Source organism: Staphylococcus sp. HMSC072H03, assembly GCF_001809305.1.
In the GTDB taxonomy this organism is placed as follows: domain Bacteria; phylum Bacillota; class Bacilli; order Staphylococcales; family Staphylococcaceae; genus Staphylococcus; species Staphylococcus hominis.
In genome coordinates this window covers 54,405-72,960 of sequence record NZ_KV796881.1, presented here as the reverse complement: position 1 = coordinate 72,960, position 18,556 = coordinate 54,405, and the positions used below count along the sequence as shown (strand labels likewise).

Annotated in this window: 19 protein-coding genes and 1 pseudogene; 7 read left to right on the top strand and 13 right to left on the bottom strand. The window is 30.6% G+C overall.

Annotated elements, in window-relative coordinates; translation table 11 throughout:
• Positions 1–45: 45 nt before the first annotated feature.
• The gene (gene coaD / locus HMPREF2578_RS03270) at positions 46–531 is read right to left on the bottom strand and encodes a pantetheine-phosphate adenylyltransferase (protein ID WP_017175726.1); all 486 of its coding nucleotides are present in this window, start codon (positions 529–531) and stop codon (positions 46–48) included.
• A complete protein-coding gene (gene rsmD / locus HMPREF2578_RS03265) occupies positions 524–1,075 on the bottom strand; it encodes a 16S rRNA (guanine(966)-N(2))-methyltransferase RsmD (RefSeq protein ID WP_002450015.1) in 552 nt (183 codons plus the stop codon). The genes coaD and rsmD overlap by 8 nt, the downstream gene beginning before the upstream one ends.
• A 70-nt stretch (positions 1,076–1,145) precedes the next feature.
• On the opposite strand from rsmD, the gene HMPREF2578_RS03260 reads away from it, so the two are divergent.
• Positions 1,146–1,535, top strand: a complete 390-nt coding sequence (locus HMPREF2578_RS03260) for a DUF7147 family protein (protein ID WP_019835748.1) — start codon at positions 1,146–1,148, stop codon at positions 1,533–1,535.
• A 17-nt stretch (positions 1,536–1,552) separates the two neighbouring features.
• Here HMPREF2578_RS03260 and HMPREF2578_RS03255 read toward each other — a convergent pair whose 3' ends face one another.
• Positions 1,553–1,804 (bottom strand): DUF2129 domain-containing protein, encoded by a 252-nt coding sequence (locus tag HMPREF2578_RS03255; protein ID WP_017175728.1) that lies wholly within the window; start codon positions 1,802–1,804, stop codon positions 1,553–1,555.
• A 144-nt stretch (positions 1,805–1,948) separates the two neighbouring features.
• Here HMPREF2578_RS03255 and HMPREF2578_RS03250 point away from each other — a divergent pair, with 144 nt between their 5' ends.
• The gene (locus tag HMPREF2578_RS03250; RefSeq protein ID WP_017175729.1) at positions 1,949–2,884 is read left to right on the top strand and encodes a glycerophosphodiester phosphodiesterase family protein; all 936 of its coding nucleotides are present in this window, start codon (positions 1,949–1,951) and stop codon (positions 2,882–2,884) included.
• Between the two features lie 167 nt (positions 2,885–3,051).
• On the opposite strand, the gene HMPREF2578_RS03245 is transcribed toward HMPREF2578_RS03250, so the two are convergent.
• The 4 genes from HMPREF2578_RS03245 to cyoE form a co-directional block, all read right to left on the bottom strand.
• Positions 3,052–3,486 (bottom strand): YlbF/YmcA family competence regulator, encoded by a 435-nt coding sequence (locus HMPREF2578_RS03245; RefSeq protein ID WP_049382517.1) that lies wholly within the window; start codon positions 3,484–3,486, stop codon positions 3,052–3,054.
• A gap of 18 nt (positions 3,487–3,504) precedes the next feature.
• Positions 3,505–4,566: a CAP-associated domain-containing protein gene (locus HMPREF2578_RS03240; protein WP_049382518.1), complete on the bottom strand. Its 1,062-nt coding sequence runs from the start codon at positions 4,564–4,566 to the stop codon at positions 3,505–3,507.
• A gap of 245 nt (positions 4,567–4,811) precedes the next feature.
• Complete coding sequence (locus tag HMPREF2578_RS03235) at positions 4,812–5,273, bottom strand: DUF420 domain-containing protein (protein WP_017175732.1); 462 nt, start codon at positions 5,271–5,273, stop codon at positions 4,812–4,814.
• Between the two features lie 29 nt (positions 5,274–5,302).
• Entirely contained in the window at positions 5,303–6,214 is a 912-nt protein-coding gene (gene cyoE / locus HMPREF2578_RS03230) for a heme o synthase (protein ID WP_017175733.1), read from the bottom strand.
• Between the two features lie 238 nt (positions 6,215–6,452).
• Here cyoE and HMPREF2578_RS03225 point away from each other — a divergent pair, with 238 nt between their 5' ends.
• Positions 6,453–7,373, top strand: a complete 921-nt coding sequence (locus HMPREF2578_RS03225; RefSeq protein WP_017175734.1) for a COX15/CtaA family protein — start codon at positions 6,453–6,455, stop codon at positions 7,371–7,373.
• A 123-nt stretch (positions 7,374–7,496) separates the two neighbouring features.
• On the opposite strand, the gene HMPREF2578_RS03220 is transcribed toward HMPREF2578_RS03225, so the two are convergent.
• From HMPREF2578_RS03220 to HMPREF2578_RS03210, 3 genes are all read right to left on the bottom strand, one after another.
• Entirely contained in the window at positions 7,497–10,946 is a 3,450-nt protein-coding gene (locus HMPREF2578_RS03220; RefSeq protein ID WP_048682800.1) for a pyruvate carboxylase, read from the bottom strand.
• Positions 10,947–11,281: 335 nt separating this feature from the next.
• Positions 11,282–12,514: a cell division peptidoglycan polymerase FtsW gene (gene ftsW / locus HMPREF2578_RS03215; protein WP_017175736.1), complete on the bottom strand. Its 1,233-nt coding sequence runs from the start codon at positions 12,512–12,514 to the stop codon at positions 11,282–11,284.
• Positions 12,515–12,758: 244 nt separating this feature from the next.
• A complete protein-coding gene (locus HMPREF2578_RS03210; RefSeq protein WP_017175737.1) occupies positions 12,759–13,034 on the bottom strand; it encodes an Fpa/YlaN family protein in 276 nt (91 codons plus the stop codon).
• A gap of 138 nt (positions 13,035–13,172) precedes the next feature.
• Between HMPREF2578_RS03210 and HMPREF2578_RS03205 the strand changes: the two genes are divergently transcribed.
• Together HMPREF2578_RS03205 and HMPREF2578_RS03200 are read left to right on the top strand one after the other, a co-directional pair.
• Positions 13,173–13,658: a hypothetical protein gene (locus HMPREF2578_RS03205; RefSeq protein WP_017175738.1), complete on the top strand. Its 486-nt coding sequence runs from the start codon at positions 13,173–13,175 to the stop codon at positions 13,656–13,658.
• A 1-nt stretch (position 13,659) separates the two neighbouring features.
• Positions 13,660–13,854, top strand: a complete 195-nt coding sequence (locus HMPREF2578_RS03200) for a DUF2197 domain-containing protein (protein ID WP_002449988.1) — start codon at positions 13,660–13,662, stop codon at positions 13,852–13,854.
• Between the two features lie 61 nt (positions 13,855–13,915).
• Here the strand turns inward: HMPREF2578_RS03200 and typA are convergent, their stop codons facing one another.
• On the bottom strand, positions 13,916–15,760 hold the full coding sequence (gene typA / locus HMPREF2578_RS03195; RefSeq protein WP_017175739.1) for a translational GTPase TypA: 1,845 nt from the start codon (positions 15,758–15,760) through the stop codon (positions 13,916–13,918).
• A 98-nt stretch (positions 15,761–15,858) separates the two neighbouring features.
• Between typA and HMPREF2578_RS03190 the strand changes: the two genes are divergently transcribed.
• Positions 15,859–16,050: a DUF5325 family protein gene (locus HMPREF2578_RS03190; protein WP_002448174.1), complete on the top strand. Its 192-nt coding sequence runs from the start codon at positions 15,859–15,861 to the stop codon at positions 16,048–16,050.
• Between the two features lie 68 nt (positions 16,051–16,118).
• Here HMPREF2578_RS03190 and HMPREF2578_RS03185 read toward each other — a convergent pair whose 3' ends face one another.
• Positions 16,119–16,934 (bottom strand): inositol monophosphatase family protein, encoded by an 816-nt coding sequence (locus tag HMPREF2578_RS03185; RefSeq protein WP_002448077.1) that lies wholly within the window; start codon positions 16,932–16,934, stop codon positions 16,119–16,121.
• Between the two features lie 239 nt (positions 16,935–17,173).
• Positions 17,174–17,428 (bottom strand): annotated as a pseudogene (locus HMPREF2578_RS03180) (GNAT family N-acetyltransferase); the annotation flags it as partial.
• Between the two features lie 354 nt (positions 17,429–17,782).
• On the opposite strand from HMPREF2578_RS03180, the gene HMPREF2578_RS03175 reads away from it, so the two are divergent.
• Positions 17,783–18,394 carry a YktB family protein gene (locus HMPREF2578_RS03175; RefSeq protein WP_002448079.1) on the top strand — a complete coding sequence of 204 codons (612 nt, stop codon included), beginning with the start codon at positions 17,783–17,785 and terminating at the stop codon, positions 18,392–18,394.
• The last annotated feature ends 162 nt before the right edge of the window (positions 18,395–18,556 follow it).

Here is an 18,556-nt window from a genome sequence, read left to right as displayed (position 1 = left end):
TTAAAGCGTATGGAACATTTCATTTCTGTTCTATACGCTAATTTTTTAATCTTCAAATTTTTCTTTTAATGCTCTTTCAACATGCCTAGGTACGAAATCTGAAATATCTGCCTTATATTGAGCCACTTCTTTCACAACACTTGAACTGATAAATGAATAGTTTGTACTTGTCATCATATACATTGTTTCTACATTACTATTTAATTTTTTATTCATTGAAGTTAAACGTAATTCATATTCAAAATCACTCACTGCTCTTAAGCCACGAATAATTGTTTTAGCGCCTATTTTATCACAAAAATCGACAAGTAATCCATTAAAATTATGTACTTTCACATTTGGCAAATGTTTTACAGATTCACGTATTAATTCCATACGTTCTTCAATAGAAAATGTACCTGCTTTACTACTATTTTTTAATATACATACATGAAGTTCATCAAATCGATCAGAACTTCTTTCTATAATATCTAAATGCCCATAAGTAATAGGATCAAAACTACCTGGAATGACTGCTTTTGTCTTAGTCATTGTGTTCTCCTTTTTTTAATAACAAAGTATCTGTTAAACCGTAATGATATTGCTTAATTACTTCAAAATCATATGTATTGATTTTTTCTTGATTACTAAACTCACAAATGATAATACCATGTTCTTTTAATAAATTAAACTTAGAAATTTGATCTAGAGCCTTATCTATTAGCCCTTTATTATAAGGAGGGTCTAAAAAAATGAAATCAAATTGAATGTCTCTTTTATTGATAGCCTTTAACGCTCTATCTGCATTATTTTTATATACTTCAGATTGTTCCTCTAAATTTAATTGTTTCAAGTTAGCTTGGATCACTTTAACTGCTTTAAAGTTTTGGTCTACAAATATAACTTTATCCATACCTCTAGAAAGTGCTTCAATTCCTAAAGCACCACTACCAGCAAATAAGTCTAAACCTAAGCCGTATACTTCATGTAAACTGTTAAAAATACCTTCTTTAACTTTATCCATTGTTGGACGTGTATTACGTCCTTCTAAACTCTCTAGTGGTTTACTTTTATGTTTTCCAGCAATGACTCTCATTTTGACTTACACTTCCATTTCATTCATTTATTTACTATAATTTATTTTGAAAAAGGAGAATTAAATATTTATGAAACAATCATTTATTATTTTAGGAGAAGGACTTACAGATTTATTCGAATTTCTTACTCTTATTGAATATAATCATGCAAGAATAGACAAGGTTGTCTATTTCCATACACCACAGTCAGACAAACAATTATCATCAGTCGCAATTATTATGAATCCTACGACCGGTAAACAATTTCAAGCCATATATATGATGTTAAACGCTTTAAAATATCCTTACCCAAATAGTAATAAAAAATTTGAGATGATTAATGAACAAGCTCAATCGTATGATATTCCTATTGTCGGCATTGATGTTCAACCGCCAAATGCATTTCATACGAATGATTTATATTTTAAATATTTAATTAGCGTACTTCGTTTACAAAATTGGATCCCACCGATGCAATAACAATGTTTAAATACATCTTAAAGCTTTTCATGCTTTTCTTTATCATATGTTTTTTTCAAGTTTTTATAAGGGGATCCATCAATATGTAAAACATATTTTAATTTCATTAATTTCTGGAGAATATCGTCTACTTCATGTTCATTAACATACATTACTACATACTTTCGAGGTTTATTAGTATAAACGATATGTCCATATTTACGTATCTGTCTTTCATGTTTAATATGCTTTAAGTAAATAATTAAGCTAACTCTTGGAATCAATTCCATATTATTTCACTCACTCCATTTATTATGCATAATTACTATACCATGACTAATAATTTTATAAAATACATTCAATATCTCAACACTTAACTTTCGAAAAATATTTCTTTAATTATTAATTTTAAATGAACTTTAGGAGGTTATACCTTGAAACACATTAAGAAGAATTTTTTTAATTTGGGTATCACTAGTATGGGTATACTAAGCAGTTTATTACTTTTAAAAAGAAATCAAAAGCCTAAAATGCTTAAAGACATACCTTACTTTTTTAATGGACCAGCACCTTATATTTTTGCACATAGAGGTGGAATGTCAGTTCGACCAGAACAAACACAATTAGCTTTCGATAATGCTGTTGATTATGGTTTAGATGGCTTTGAAACAGATGTGAGACTAACTAAAGATGAAGAATTGATTGTTTTTCACGATGCTACAGTCGACCGTACTACTAATGGTTCAGGAAAAGTATGTGATTACACATTAAAAGAATTAAAAAAATTAGATGCAGGATTTCATTTTACTGATATCAATGGTCGCCATATTTATAGAGGTCATCAACAAGCTAAAATTTTAACTTTCGATGAACTTTTAGAAATGTATCCTAGCAAATATATCAATGTAGATTTAAAAGATACTCCAAGTAGTTATGAAGGAGCTATTGCGCCTAAAAAAATGTATGATATTATAAAGCATCATCATGCTGAGAAACGTGTACTTGTAACAAGTTTCCATAAAAAACAAAATGAACGTTTTAGAGCAATAAGCAATGGAGAAATAGCTACTGGTGCAAGTCAACATGAAGTGACTGAAGGTGTGATTAAGTTTATTTTAGGACTAGGTTATCATTATCATCCTCAAGCTGACACATTTCAAATGCCTATAAAATTCAAAGGTATCCCATTATCATCAACTCATTTTATTCAATGGCTTAACTTATTAAATATTGTGCCAGGTTATTATGGCATCAATAGTGTTGACTTAATGTATGATTTGTATCAAAAAGGTGTCCACACCATTGTTACTGACCGTCCTGATTTAGGTAAACAATTTAAATCACTACTAAAACAACATACCTCAAATTAAATACACTCATTCTATATAAAATTAAAATATATACATAAAAGAATCTGGGACATACATCATAGTTGTCTCAGATTCTTTTAATATATTAATCTTCAATAATTAAAGTAAAAATATGCTGACATCTCATTTTGCAACTCAACCTCTGATTTACTAGATTTTATTTTTAATTATAAACGACAATTACATGTACCTCCTGAGGCGCAGCCTTTAGAATCCGTTTTAAAAAATGGATTACCCACTTCAATCTTTACATTTTCTGACACAGATAATGCGATTGTAGTCAACACTTCATCTATTAAATTTTGTAATTGTACTTCCTTAGATTTGTAATCCATTACATTAGGCAACATTTCATAAGCTCGCTTACGTCGACGTGTATCTAACATTACATTTTGATAATCTGGGTGATATCTACCAAAGCGCATCACTTCATCATAACGTTCTTTTGATTTTAAAAAAGCTTGATACAGTAAATGTGCTTCATCATCTTGTTTAAGTGTTTTTTGAGCTTCTCTATAATTAAAATACACTTTTGATTGTACAATCATGTCTGATAAATCTTCAATTTCATCTAAAATTGATAATGTTTCCTCTGTATACATTATCGGTCACCTCACAACCTATTTTTGTACAAAAATAAGTGAATAATAATTTCTCATTACTTCTCCACCCATTTCATTATACTTTTTATTTAACATTCTTGAACGGTGTATATCCGAATTCATCCAACTATGAATTAATGTAGGCACGTCATCAAAATCATAGCCCACATTTTGACTTGTAGCTATAAAGTCAATGTTTTCGTTACCAAGTTGGCTCTTAAGGGCTTCTTCTGTAAATTCAACATCTTCTGTACCAGTTGCTTCATATAAATTTGCTGAAGCAATATGTGAAATGTCTGAATTTACTTTCAATGGTGGAATATGTTTTAAATCTCTCATTTGATTAGTAATTTCATAGAGAGTTATCAATTGATTTGGGCTTTGTTCATATGGTAATGAATCTTTATTATTTCTGTCATTATTAAATTTATCATCTGAAATATCTTCTTCATCTGTTAATTGATAAGGTTTTATAAATGCTAATAGTTCTTTATCTAGATATCGAATACCCATAATTCGATTTGATTGTTGATCCACATAAACTTGAGCATAAATATTACCATATTTAATTAGAGTTTGAGTTTTAATATCTTCATCTGATAACTCAAAATTATATTGTTTTCCATTCACTTTAAAAGAGGGGTCAGGATTAATACTAGTTTTTTCAAATATATGTGAAGCATTTTCATTGATTTTTAATGATCCGGTTTGAGCTTTTTCTCCAGTAGCATAAACAGATTTAATTTCATCATGTTTTGTAGTAACAATATAATATTGTTGTTTTCTCTTAAATATATAATCAGTATATCCGCCTTTAACAGGATATGTACGATTTGCTTGTCCATATTTATTTGTAAGATAATTAATATCTTTACCTATCCAAGTACCTATCCCATTTTTGGGAGCAGGATTTTCAGTCTGTTTTTTCACGGAATGTGATACTTGATTTGAATGACTTATTTTATTGTTGTTATTAGGATTTTCAAGAACATCAAATTTTAATCTTGGTGAGTAAAATAAATAAATTAAAAATGTAATTAAAAATACGACTCCTAAAACTTTGATTACTAACTTAGTCATTGCTCCCCCACCTCTTTAGAATTATATATATTGTACAAAATAACTATTTTAACAATCAAGCCATTCTTTTTTTCTAAACTCCAAATTTATTAATTAAACTACATTATACCTATTTACAAATAAAATAAACAATTAATATTAAAACATAATTTATACTAAACAATTTGATCATCGACTGCCAAAATATTAAAAATACCTGAGACACTCATTATGTCCCAGGCTATTCTTTAAAATATTCAATATTGTTATAAACCTAGTGTGGCTTTAATCACCGATGTAGTTTCTCCACCTGGATAAATTACATATAGTAATAAGTATACTGCCACACCTGTAATACCAGTAAAGAACCATATAATTGAAGCGACAGGTCCGATTCTTCTATGCCATTTAAATTTATCTTTAAATGCAGTAATAATTTGAACTAATCCTAATACGCCACCAATCGTAGCAAGATTAATGTGGAAGATTAAGAATATCTTATAATATGTTCTAACAGAATCTGGACCACCAAAATCTGTATTACCTATAAATATCGTTCGAGTTGCGTAAATTATAAAAAACGTTAATGCGAAAAATGCTGCCCATAACATAACTTTTTTGTGAGTATTAACATGACGATGAGCAATTTGCCACCATCCTATTGCTACTAAAATAGCACTAATTACGATACAGCTTGTACTAATAGTTGGTAGAATTGGTAAACTCATATGTTCCATCCTTATTTAACTTAGATATTTTAAATCATTTTTATTAAAGAGATGACAACAACTAATGCAAAGAATACTACTAAATAATTTAGTGAATAGATAAACATTTTTGTTGCCCACTTAGTTTGATCAGTATTTTTCTTAAATGTTGTTAAACCTATAAAAATCCATCCAAGATTTAATAAAGTTGCTAATACAACAAACGTAGTGCCTAAACTAGATAATAAGAACGGTAATGGTAATAAAAATACTAACCAAATAAACATACTTACTCTTGTACGTTTAAAGCCTTTTACTGAAGGTAACATAGGAATATTTGCTAATGAATATTCATCACTACGTTTAATAGCTAAAGCATAGAAATGAATAGGCTGCCAACAAAAGACAACTAAAAATAAAGCAAAAGCTACAAGACTTATTTGTCCATCAATAGCTGTCCATCCAATTAAAGGTGGCACAGCACCTGGAAAACTTCCTACTACTGTGTTCCAAGTCGTATGTCTTTTAGACCAGATTGAATAATATGATACATATCCTACTATACCAAAAAGTCCTAAAACACCTGATGGCACATTTAATAAGAATAAACATGCTTCTCCTACTAACATCATACCAAAACTTAACATTAATAAATGTTTATCTGAAATTCTATCGTTTACTGTTGGTCTACTTTGTTTACTTGGCATAATTTTATCGATATCTTGATCATAATAATTATTTAATGCACAAGCACCACCCATAATTAATGTCGAACCTATCAACATTAATAGGATTTGAGGTATTGACGATAGGAAGGAATGATTTGTCATTACAATAGCTAACCAAGCGCCTGCAAAAGCAGGAATTAGGTTACCCTGTACCAAGCCCATTTTAATAATTTGTTGTAGTTCTTTAAAAGACACTCTACTTGACGGCTGTGATAAAGTGTGTTCTTTACTCATGGTTCCCCTCCTTAAAATTTTCATATAGTACTATGATATAATAATTACTTATAAAAGGCTAGGTTATATCTATTTAAATTGTGACACTTTAACGACTTCCTGTCTCACTAATTTTTTGTCTTTAATTATTGTAGTATAATAGTTGTAATATTTATAATTATATCTTTTATATTAAAATCAGAGCATAAATGGATATCATATTACAAAATATTTTAAATTAATGATGGGGTGTTTAAACTTGTTTAACAAACGAAACCTTAAATGGTTATCAATCGTAGCAACAATTATTATGGCATTGGTACAACTTGGGGGCGCCTTAGTAACTAAGACGGGCTCTGAAGATGGCTGTGGTGCTTCATGGCCTTTATGTCACGGCGCTTTATTACCTCAGAATTTGCCAATTGCTACAATCATTGAATTGAGTCACCGAGCTGTATCAGGTTTATCATTAATTGTTGTGTTATGGTTGGCCATCACAGCTTGGAAAAATATAGGATACATAAAAGAGGTTAAACCTTTAGCAATTATTAGTGTCGCTTTCCTATTAATTCAAGCCTTAATTGGCGCAGCAGCTGTTATTTGGCAACAAAATTCTTACGTTTTAGCCTTACATTTTGGAATTTCATTAATTAGTTTTTCTTCTGTGTTCGTATTAATGCTTATTATTTTTGAAGTGGATAAAAAATATGAGGCTGATGAATTATTTATAAAAAAACCATTGCGCAATCTTACTTGGATTATGACGGGCGTTGTTTATGTCACTATTTACACTGGTGCTTTGGTTCGCCACGCTAAAGCAAGTTTAGCATATGGAAGCTGGCCATTGCCGTTTAATAATTTAGTACCCCATACTGAGCAAGATTGGGTACAATTTGCACATCGCGGTATGGCATTTATCACTTTTTGTTGGATTATGATTACATTTATTCATGCCATCAAAAATTATTCTGAAAACCGTACAATTAGATATGGCTATACTGCTGCATTTATTTTAATTATTTTACAAGTGATTACGGGTGCATTGTCTGTAATCACACATGTTAATTTAATTATTGCATTGCTACACGCACTTTGTATTACTATACTTTTTGGCTTAATCGCTTACTTTATTTTACTCATGCTTCGTTCAATTAGAAGTGAAAAATCAAAAATCAAATAAAGTTTTAAAAGACATGTTAGAGTTATTGTAAAACATGGAATCTCTAACGTGTTTTTTATGCAAAAAAGCATAAGATAGAATGTCATTTAACTTTCTATCTTATGCTTTTAAACTTTTTAATACCTACTCAGATTTTTCAATTTCGATTAATAAATCTCCCGTTGCAATAGCATCACCATTTCCAACAGTAACTTTTTTAATCACTCCATTAAATGGAGCTTGAATTGTTGTTTCCATTTTCATGGCTTCAGTGATTAATAGTGGTTGATTTACTTTAACCTCATCACCTACTGAAACTTTAACTTCAGTCACACTTCCTGGCATTTGAGCTCCTATATGATTTGGATTTGTTTTATCTGCTTTAGGTTTTACATTCGCATTTGTTTTTATGTTTTCATCTTTAATCGTAATACGACGAGCTTGACCATTCATCACGTAATAAATTGTTCGATTACCCTTTTCATCTGCTTCACTAATTGTTTCAAGTTTAATAATTAAACGTTTTCCGTTTTCAATTTCAATTTCTACAGTCTCACCGTTACGCATACCAAAGAAGAATGTCGGTGTATCAAGTAATGATAAGTTACCATATTGTTGTCTAGTTTGAATAAATTGATCAAATACTTTTGGATAAAGTACATAACTTATAATATCTTGCTCAGTCACTTCACCATAATTTTTATCTTGTAATTGTTCTCGTATTTCATCAAAATCTACTGGTTTTAAATATTCTCCTGGACGTTCAGTTAGCGGTTGTTGACCTTTTAAAATAATATCCTGCAATTGTTTATTAAAGCCATTTACTGGTTGACCAATCTCACCTTTAAAGTATGACACTACTGATTCAGGAAAATCTAATTTATAACCTTGTTCAATAATAGATTGTTCATCTAAATCATTTTGTACCATATATAACGCCATATCTCCTACCACTTTTGAAGATGGTGTCACTTTAACAATATCTCCAAACAAGAAATTAACACGACGATACATATCTTTGACTTCATTAAAACGTTCACCAAGACCTAAACTTTTAGCTTGTTGACTTAAATTAGAGTATTGACCACCTGGCATTTCATGTTGATAAATTTCTGTATTAGGTGACTTAATATCACTTTCAAAGTCAACGTAGTATGGGCGAACAGTACTCCAATAGTGACTTAGTTCTTCTAAACCTTGAATATCTGTACGCATATTTCGTTTAAACCCATCTAATGCATAATATAAGGAGTTCACACTTGGTTGACTTGTTAAGCCACTCATCGATGCAATAGCTGTATCGATAATATCTACACCAGCATCGATGGCTTGTTTGTAGGTTAATAAACCATTTCCACTTGTATCATGTGTATGTAAATGTATTGGTAAATTAACTGCAGCTTTTAATTCTCCAACCAGTTCATATGCTGCTCTAGGTTTTAATAAGCCAGCCATATCTTTAATTGCTAAAATATGGAAACCTTCACGTTCTAATTCCTTAGCTAATTTAACATAGTAATCTAAAGTGAACACATTTGAACGTTCTGAGTTTAAAATATCCCCTGTGTAACAAATAGTACCCTCTGAAATTTTACCTGCTTTTTGTACCGCTTCATTTGCCACTTTCATTTGATCTACCCAGTTTAATGAGTCGAAAATACGGAAAACATCTACACCTGCTTTAGCACTTTCATCTACAAATTTTTGAATTACATTATCAGGATAATTCTTATAACCCACAGCATTTGAAGCTCTTAATAACATTTGGAATAATACATTTGGAATCGCTTTTCTAAGTTTTTCTAAACGCTCCCAAGGATTTTCTTTTAAGAAGTTGTATGCCACATCAAAAGTAGCGCCTCCCCACATTTCTAAAGAAAAACTATCTTTAAATACTTCAGCAGTTTTAGAAGCTATATTTAACATATCTTTTGTACGTACACGCGTAGCAAGTAAAGATTGATGCGCATCACGGAATGTCGTATCAGTAATTAAAACATCATCTTGTGCTTTAACCCAATCTGCAACTCCACTAGGGCCTTTTTCATCTAGTAATTGTTTTGTACCATATAGATGTTGAATTTTCTTTTTTGAAACTTGCGGAATCGAAGTTGACTCATAGTCTGGCTTCGTACGTTTTTCGACATTCGGAAAACCATTAATGGTTACATTCCCAATGTATTCTAATGTTTTAGTACCACGGTCTAATGTAGGTGCAATATCGAATAATTCCGGTGTTTCTTCAATAAATTTTGTTGTATAATCTCCACTTCGGAATTTTTCATTACGCATAACGTTAACTAAAAACGGAATATTTGTTTTTACACCACGAATACGCATTTCTCGTAAAGAGCGTTCCATTTTTTCTTCAGCTTGTTTAAAAGTAATGGCATGAGTAGATAATTTCACTAATAGTGAGTCATAGTAAGGCGAAATTTCAGCGCCTTGGAAACCATCTCCTGCATCTAAACGTACACCAAAACCACCACTTGAACGATAAGCAATAATCGTACCAGAATCTGGCATAAAATCATTTGTAGGATCTTCGGTAGTGATACGACATTGAATAGCATAACCAAGTGTTTGGATTTCTTCTTGAGGAGGTAAAGCGATACGTTTGTCAAATAGACTTGCTCCATCTGCTACTAAAATTTGAGTTTTAACGATATCAATTCCTGTAATCATTTCTGTAATCGTATGCTCTACCTGAACACGTGGATTGACTTCAATGAAAAAGAATTCATCGCCAGATACTAAAAATTCCACTGTTCCAGCGTTAACATATTTGATATTTTTCATTAATTGTAATGCAGACTGACAAATACGTTCTCTTAATTCATCAGGTAAGCCTACAGATGGTGCTACCTCAACTACCTTTTGATGACGACGTTGTACAGAACAATCACGCTCATATAGATGAACAATATTACCATATTCATCTCCAATAACTTGAACTTCAATATGTTTGGGATTATCGATGTATCTTTCGATATATACTTCACTATTACCAAATGATTTTTGTGCTTCAGATTTCGCACGATGAAACGCATCTTCTAATTCACTTTCTTCGCGAACAATACGCATACCTTTTCCACCACCACCACTTGTGGCTTTAATCATCAGTGGGAATCCTGCTTCTTTAGCAAATGCCTTTGCTGCATCAAAATTTTCAATTGGTCCATCTGTTCCTGGTATAACTGGTAAATTTGCTTTAATTGCAGTTGTTCTTGCTTTTACTTTATCACCAAACATATCTAAATGGTCTAGGTGAGGACCAATAAATGTTATGCCCTCTTCATTACAACGTCTTGCAAATTCTTCATTTTCACTTAAAAAGCCATAACCAGGATGTATTGCATCTACATTCGCACGTTTTGCTACTTCAATAATACGTTCAATATTTAAATAACTTTCGGCTGGTCCTAAATCTTTTCCCACTAAATATGATTCATCGGCTTTATATCTATGTAATGAATTTTTGTCTTCGTTTGAATAAATTGCTACTGTTTGAACATTTAATTCTGTTGCTGCTCTAAAAATTCTAATTGCAATTTCACCACGATTGGCTACTAATAATTTTTTTATATGATTCAAAGAAGAAACACCCCTTTATATTTTGAATATTCTAACTAATTAGATAATAAAATTTTATCTTAAAATACATGAGAAAGCTAATACTTTTTTACATACAATTTATAAAATGAAAATATAGTAAATAGGTTAGCTTAATCACTATTTTAAAATGTAATCATTAATAATTATTATACTTAATAACTTTATATTATCATTTATAGTTTGAAGACGCTACTGTAGACTAGTAATCCTTTAACTTGTCACATAAATGTAAAAAGAGTGGAAGCAAATTTTTTAATTCTTGCTTCCACTCTTAATAATGTTAGTTACATATTTACATCTATCATTAAATGATTTTAATATTGTCTAGGAATATCCACTTTTGTTTTTTTATTTTTTATTGCTCTTTTTTCTTCAACTTTAATTTGTCTTGCTACTAACAATAATAATCCCATAGCAATACTTAAGCTGATCATTGATGAACCACCAAAACTTATAAATGGAAGAGGAACCCCTGTAAGAGGAATCGTAGCTGATATACCTCCTAAATTTACGAACGTTTGACTACCAATATAACTCGCTACACCAACACATATTAATTTATAAAAATATGAAGATGTTTTAGTGGCTAATATAAATGCACGGAATACAATAAAAAATAATAATCCTATTACTAATAAGGCACCAATCAGTCCTAATTCTTCACAAATTACTGCGAAAATAAAATCTGTATGCGCTTCTGGAAGATAGCCAAGTTTCATGATTCCATTACCTAATCCTCGACCAAATAATCCTCCATTTCCGATTGCCATTAATGAATTGGATAAATGATACCCAGTTCCAGAAGAAGAACTAAAAGGATCGTAAATTGTACTAAAACGTGCCTTTAAATATTCTGGCATCATTCCAGTGAAAATAAAGAACCCAGCAATAAGAATAAATCCAAGAATAATATATAAAATAGGTCCTTTTACTATTTTCTTAGCACCTATACCTACGAATAAAAACATTGCTAATATAATAATTAATGTTAATAATGTTTGTCCAATATCTCCTTGTAAAAGTACTAAACCTAAACAAAGGATAATTAAAATAATTGGCCCTTTGATAATTCTTAAATTACCTCTTAACTGCGGTAATTTTTTACTTAATACATAAGAAATATAAAGAATTAAAGCAATTTTTAGCAACTCTGAAGCTTGTAAATTCATAAATCCTAAGTCAAGCCAACTTTTTGAACCATTAATATTTTTACCTACCAATAATGTTAAAAATAAAAGGACAAAGATGATAATCATAATCCACTGTTGAACTTTTGATTGTTTAAAGACTTTTATATTCATCATAAATGAAATAAAAAAAACAATAATGAAACTCATGATAACATAAATTAATTGTCTGTTATAAAAATATGTACCTGAAACCTCAACGCCACCTGTTAACGTTCCTTTAGTAGCTGCCACCATACTGGCACTATAAACCATCACTAAACCTATAAAACACAAAATAACATATGAAATTAATAATGGATAATCGATAAACTTAGAGGTTCTACCTATGTATCGAAATATATTTTTTAAATTATTCATAAAAAAGATCATCCAATTCTAAAAATTTAAACTATATATGCTCATTAAAACGATTTATCAAATTAAATTCTGTCTAAACTATTATATACTTTGTAATTATTAATTAACAAACATAAACGTAAAAAATAAAATAAAAGGACTGAAAATATTATTTACATAACATTTCAGTCACTATCATAAATTATTACATCTATTAATTCTTGCTCATTATAACACTTTCATATTCAAAGCATTAGACTTAGAGTTATACGTTTGTGAATGCTTCATGCAATTTAGATAATTCTTTTTCTAAACGAAGCATTAAATTTTTACCGTCTTCTTTATCAACTAAACCAAGTTTCACAGCAAAGTCTACTTCTTTTTGTAAACCAAACATTTGTGTGTCGAGAACCTCTTCATATAGTGGGCAAGATGGCATAGTTAAATTATCCATTTGAACCTTAATTAAATGCAAGATTCGGTCAGCATCTTGATTTAATTGCTCATAAGCTGCACTATTTATGTTCATTTGCTTCGGCATCACATTCTCCCCCTATCATTAAATATCTTCATATCAGAAGTTTATCCTACTACCTTTTAAAAAGCAAGTTTATTCAATAAACCCTTCATTTTAAATATGATAAAATAATGGTTAGATTGAAACTAGGGAGTGGGCAAGATGATTCAAATTAAAGGAGACGTCAAATTTCCTATTACTTTAGATAGTACAACATGGATTTTTGATGATAGAAAAGTAAAAATAGAAGATATTGAAAACGGTATTTTTGAAGGAACTAAACCTATTAAATTTGAAGATAACCGCGAATGGAATAGGGCTATTTTAGAAGGACAAACCAATCCTCCTACATTAAACTCTGAAATTAAGTATCGTAAACGTGCTGTATTAGAAGATTCATTTGCAATAAATATGACACCATTTTTTAAAAATGCAGAGCCTTTAGAAAGTGCAACTACAATTAAACTTTCAAATGATACATCTTCAATTGAAATTCCATTAGAATTATTACCTTATCTATTTTTCCAATTTGCTAAAGATGGTAAGCGATTGTACGATGATAATTCAGTAGATAGCTTTGTTTATAATCCCGAGGAGAACGCCTATTCATATCACTTTAAATATGTAACTCGTATTGAGGTGATTTAAGTTGCGAGAAGTACAATGTATTATTTGTGATACTAAGGTCTTAATTGATGAACGTACAGTTGAAGCTAAACGTCTACGTAATAATCCAATTAAAACATTCATGTGTAGTGACTGTAAAAGTCGATTAGACACACCTAGACAACGACCAAATGAAAATCGTAAATTTAATCTCCATTTTCCAAATGAAAACTTATAGTATACTTTTCAATAATAAAAAGACGCAACATCAAATTTGATGTTGCGTCTTTTTATTAGTTTTATTGATCTTGCATCATTTGTTTTACACGTTTCGCTTCTTTTTCACGTGCAGCTTTATTTAAAATTTTCTTTCTTAAACGGATACTTTGAGGCGTTACTTCAACCAATTCATCATCATTAATATATTCTAATGCTTCTTCTAACGTTAAAATTCTTGGACGATTCATTGTTTGAGTTTGATCTTTTGTTGCTGAACGTACGTTAGTTTGATGTTTAGCTTTAGTAATATTAACTGTTAAGTCGTTTTCACGGTTATGTTCTCCTACAATCATACCTTCATAAACTTCAGTACCTGGTTCCATGAAGTTTACACCTCGGTCCTCTAGACCAATGATGGCATAGGCTGTTGCTTGTCCTTGATCCATTGAAATTAATGCACCATTACGACGGCCACCAATTTGTGCTTTAACACGAGGTCTAAATTCTTCAAATGTATGATTAATAATGCCATAACCACGTGTCATAGACATAAATTCAGTTGTATATCCAATCATACCACGTGCAGGTACCATAAAGATTAAACGTGTTAATCCATTATCAGTTGTTAACATGTCTAACATTTCACCTTTACGCGCACCAAGTGATTCAATCACTGCTCCAGCATTTTCAGATGGAACTTCACATTGAACACGTTCAAATGGTTCACTTAATACACCATCAATTTCACGTAAAATAACTTGAGGTTTAGAAACTTGAAGTTCAAACCCTTCACGTCTCATATTCTCAATTAAAATAGATAAGTGCAACTCTCCACGGCCAGCTACAATCCACGTATCTGGAGAATCTGTTGGTGTAACTTTTAAAGATACATCTGTTTCAAGTTGTTGATCTAACCGTTCTTGGATTTGACGAGCAGTTACAAAATCACCTTCACGACCAGCAAATGGTGAATTATTTACTTTGAATGTCATTTCAAGTGTAGGTTCATCAATACGCAATACTGGTAACGCTTCTTGATGATCATGTGGTGTAACTGTTTCACCTACGTTGATATCTTCCATTCCTGATACAGCAATTAAATCTCCCGCTTGTGCTTCTTCAATTTCTTCACGTTTTAAACCAAAGAAACCAAAGATTTTTGTTACACGGAAGTTTTTCACTGTACCATCTAATTTAATAAGCGATACATTATCGCCGACACGCATTTTACCTCTAAATACACGACCAATACCAATACGACCAACGTAATCATTATAGTCTAATAATGCTACTTGGAATTGTAGTGGTTCATCACTGTTATCAATTGGAGCAGGCACGTAATCAAGAATTGTTTCATATAAAGACTGCATGTTTTCATCTTGTTTTTCAGGATCAAGACTCGCTGTTCCATTTACAGCTGATGCATAAACAACTGGGAAATCAAGTTGTTCATCATTTGCTTCAAGTTCAATAAATAAATCTAATACTTCATCTACTACCGCTTCTGGTCTAGCAGAAGGTTTATCAATTTTATTAACTACTACAACAGGTTTTAAATTTTGTTCTAATGCTTTTTTTAGTACGAAACGTGTTTGTGGCATCGTACCTTCGTAGGCATCTACAACAAGTACAACACCATCTACCATTTTCATGATACGTTCAACTTCACCACCAAAGTCAGCATGCCCTGGTGTATCTAAGATGTTAATTCTTGTACCTTTATAATTTATCGCAGTATTTTTAGCAAGAATTGTAATACCACGTTCTCTTTCTAAGTCATTAGAGTCCATTGCTCTTTCATCAACATGCTCATTTTCTCTGAAGATTCCAGATTGTTTAAGCAATTCGTCAACTAGTGTTGTTTTACCATGGTCGACGTGAGCAATAATTGCAATATTACGAACATCTTCTCTTCTATTAGTCATTTTATAATATCCTTTCTTGAGTAAATTCCCACTTTTAATTGCAACTTTTTTATTATATCATAATATTAACAAAAGATAACTAAAAGGTGGGGATGGGGATGGAAAAACCAAAATCTAAAGGTATATTCTGGATACTTTCTATTGTAGCAGTTATATTTTTAGTGCTCTTTAGTTTCAGCGTGGGTGCCGGAAGTATTCCAATGATGATTTTAACATTTATTCTTTTCATTGCAACGTTTGGCGCCGGATTTACGCTTAAGAAAAAGTATCGTGAAAACAATTGGCTATAATCAACCATTAAGATATATAAAGCTTGAGATATTTTTGTCTCAAGCTTTTTTTATTGAAATAAGATTTTTTATTTTTTAAAGCGTTGATGTAAATCTATTAAAGTAGCCGTATTAGGTGCTAGATAAATTTCTAATATTTCTTTATGAATATTTGAATTTCCTACTAATACTGAATTCGCACTTGAAATATTTAATGGTTCACCTAATAAGTTACTAGCTACGCCTCCAACTTCATTTAATACAATAAGACCACCAGCAAAGTCCCAAGGCTGTAATCTAGGTGTGATATAAGCAGCCAATTGTCCTTTAGCTACACTTATAATTTCTAAAGCTGCACTACCATATGCTCTACAGCTTCTTGCATCATTTACTATATCTTGAAATATAGGACCCATTTTAGGTTTGGTTACCCAATTTGGGTTGATACCAATTAAGCTTTTCTTTAGGGTGGTAGATTCAATCGTAGATAATGGATGTTTATTTTCAAATGCACCCTCACCTACCTTGGCATGATATAAAACATCTTTCATTACATCATATACAAAGCCAGCGTATGGTTTACCATTTCGATAGATACCAATTGAGATAGCAAAATTTTCTTTTTGATGTACAAAGTTTAATGTGCCATCAATTGGATCCACTACCCATACGACCCCTTCAACATGAGTTAAATCATGACCATGTCCTTCTTCCCCAATAACACGATGTTCTGGATAACTATGGGTAATCGCATCATATATATAATTTTCAGTAGCTTTATCAACATTTGTAACTAAGTCATTCGGATTTGATTTTGTTTCAATATTTAATTCTTCCTTCATCATTATTCTAACTTTATTTCCTGCTTCTAAAACTAAGCCTTTAGCAAAATCATATAGCGACATACTATCATCTCCTGTTGCTTACTATTATACATCAAATCAATTTTATAATTGTTATACATCATTTTATACCTTCATCACTATATATTAAACTCTTATGAATAGTTTATAAGCATAAAAATAGGTCGCCAATAAAAGCAACCTATCAAATCCATGATATAAAAGACTGAAAACATTTAAAATATATGAATAAATATGTACATTCATCTTATAATTATGGAAGATAAATAAATAAAAGATCATTAAGCTAATTTTAAATGTAAAATCGGGTAATCTCTACCTTGATTGTCTTTTTGAGATTCACTATATGCTTTAAAACCATTTTTAATATAAAATTTCAATGCATGTTGGTTATCTTTATTAACATCTACATATTGGATTTTATCTTCTTGAATCAGTGACTGAAGTATGATTGTACCGTAACCTTTATTAAAATGTTTAGGATCTATAAACAACATTTCCAAATTTTCATCATTAATTCCCGAAAAACCAATAACTTCTTTATCATAAAATCATAGATATGCATCTACATATTTTAAATAAGTTAGAAGGTCATTTTTTAATTGCATTCTATCTTCTTCTTTAAAAAAATCATGTGTTTTTACTACAGATTTCTCCCAAATTTTTAGTATTGTATTATAGTCTTTTTTCTTTTACTTTTATTAATCTCATGACACTCTCCTAACCACGAGGGGTAAAATCCTAAAAATTAAATGACTAACATCTAGGTACTGACTCTACCTTATTAGTTTAAATTAACTATCTATATTGTATATTACTATTCTATCATTATCACTTTGAAATATATGCTACAATAAACTCAACATACTATTAAAATAGGAGGAAGATCAATGACACAATACACATTTACACCTAAAGATTTTAAAGCATTTGACGTTGAGGGTTTAGATGAACGAATGGAAGCTTTAAATAAATATATTAGACCTCAATTACATCAGTTAGGCGATTATTTTAGTGAGTATTTCACTTCTCAAACTGGAGAAACATTTTATGCACATGTTGCTAAACATGCGCGTAGAAGTGTTAATCCTCCTATAGATACCTGGGTCGCTTTTGCACCTAATAAACGTGGTTATAAAATGTTACCCCACTTCCAAATTGGCCTTTTTAGGGATCAATTATTTATCATGTATGGAATAATGCATGAAGGAAAAAATAAAGAAGAACGTGTTAAAGTTTTTGACAAACATTTTAATGCATTAAAACAACTTCCAAATGATTATCAAATTAGTTTAAATCACATGAAAAAAGATAAACAATATATCAAAGATTTAAGTGATACTGATTTACATCAAGCTATTGATCGTGTTAAAAATGTGAAAAAAGGAGAATTTTTTATAGCACGTACTTTAGCCCCTAGTGATGAACGATTAAAATCAGATGAAACATTTTTAGCTTTTATTAAAGAAACATTTGATGAATTCTTAAAATTATATGAATAAATACTATTCTTCGGCCTGGGACTTTACTAGAAGTCTCAGGTGTTTTTTATTTTATTGGTAATCACTCACTGTCTTGAAGATCCATCTAAATTCAGTAATATTCTTTTTTACAACATTTTTAGGTTGACCTAAAAATATATTTAGGTTAATATAATTAAAAAG